Annotated in this window: 1 protein-coding gene and 2 pseudogenes; all 3 read right to left on the bottom strand. The window is 77.6% G+C overall.

Annotated elements, in window-relative coordinates:
* Positions 1 to 127, bottom strand: a pseudogene (locus G3I42_RS37315) (sugar phosphate isomerase); the annotation flags it as partial.
* On the bottom strand, positions 124 to 1029 hold the full coding sequence (locus G3I42_RS02350) for a sugar phosphate isomerase/epimerase family protein (protein ID WP_164282188.1): 906 nt from the start codon (positions 1027 to 1029) through the stop codon (positions 124 to 126). The gene G3I42_RS02350 and the pseudogene G3I42_RS37315, both read right to left, overlap by 4 nt.
* A pseudogene (locus G3I42_RS02345) lies at positions 1026 to 1281 on the bottom strand (prenyltransferase); the annotation flags it as partial. The gene G3I42_RS02350 and the pseudogene G3I42_RS02345, both read right to left, overlap by 4 nt.

Here is a 1281-nt window from a genome sequence, read left to right as displayed (position 1 = left end):
GCTCGGGACCGCAGGCGCGCCCGGCCTCGGCGAGCCTGACCTCCCACAGCGGGAGCCCGCCGGGCCCGGTCGCCGCGGGGTCCGCGGCCTGGTCGAGCGCGGTGGCGAGCCAGGTGTCGGCGCTCATGCGGGGATACCTCCTTCGGCGACTCCGGCGGCACCAGCGACGCCGGCGACCCCCGCGCCACGCCGTGCGGCGTCGCGCAGGAACGGCAGGGAGCGCGCGGCCTGGTCGGGCCCGGCGTGCGAGTGGCGGGGCAGTTCGACGACGGTGAGCCCCTGGTAACCGATGGTTTCGAGCGCGGCGAGCACGGGCGGGAAGTCGATCTCGCCGTCACCGAACGGCAGGTGCTCGTGGACGCCCCGGCGCATGTCCTCGATCTGCACATGCCGCAGCCAGGGCGCGGCCTCGGCGACGCAGTCGGCGGGCGGCTTCGGTTCGAGGCACTGGCAGTGGCCGAGGTCGAGCGTGAGCCCGAGCGGCGCCGGGTCGCCGAGGAGGCCGCGCAGCCGGTGGAAGCCCGCCAGGTCGCCGACGAGGTGCCCGGGCTCGGGCTCGATCGCGAGCGGCACCCCGGCGGCCCCGGCCGCTTCGAGTACGGGCGTGAGCGCGCCGAGCAGCCGGTCCCAGGCCGCTCCTTCGTCCTGGCCCCCGGGCAGCACCCCGCTGAAGCAGTGCACGGCGTGCGCGCCGAGTTCGGCGGCCACGCGCACGGCGGTCAGGAGCAGTCCGGTGCGCAGGGCGCGGCGGTCCGGGTCGGGGTCGAGGAGCGAGGGGCCGTGCTTGGCGCGCGGGTCGAGGACGTAGCGGGCGCCGGTCTCGACGGTGACGGAGAGGTCCAGCTCCGCCAGCAGCGCGCCGACGCGGGCGGTGCGGGCGGGCAGGTCCTCGGCGAGCGGGTCGAGGTGCATGTGGTCGAGGGTGAGGCCGACGCCGTCGTAGCCGAGGTCGGCGAGCAGGCGCAGGGCCTCGGGCAGCCGCAGGTCGGTGAGCCCGTTGGTGCCGTAGCCGAATCGCAGGGCGCTCATGTGGGGTTCACCCGCCTGGAGAGGGCCTTCGCGAGCGGCGCGAGCGCGGTGGTCGCGAGCGCGGTGCCGAGGGCGCCGGTACGGGCCGTGAGGGCCGCTTGCAGCGGGATCATGGCGCGGATGCCGCCGCCGACGGCGCGCCCGGTGAGCTGCGGGGACGGGTTGAGCGCCGCGTGCAGGAACGGCCGGCCCGCGCTCAGCGCGTACCCGGCGGCGAGCGCGGCGGCCAGGGGTGGACCCGGCGGGCCGGGG

It is taken from the genome of Streptomyces sp. SID11385 (assembly GCF_010548245.1).
GTDB lineage: Bacteria > Actinomycetota > Actinomycetes > Streptomycetales > Streptomycetaceae > Streptomyces.
The sequence above is the reverse complement of the archived record's forward strand: the minus strand, read 5'-3'. Positions and strand labels throughout refer to the sequence as shown.

Excerpts from the sequence above, each read along its gene's own strand:
- G3I42_RS02350 (WP_164282188.1), bottom strand. The coding sequence starts at position 1,029 with ATGAGCGCCCTGCGATTCGGCTACGGCACCAACGGGCTCACCGACCTG.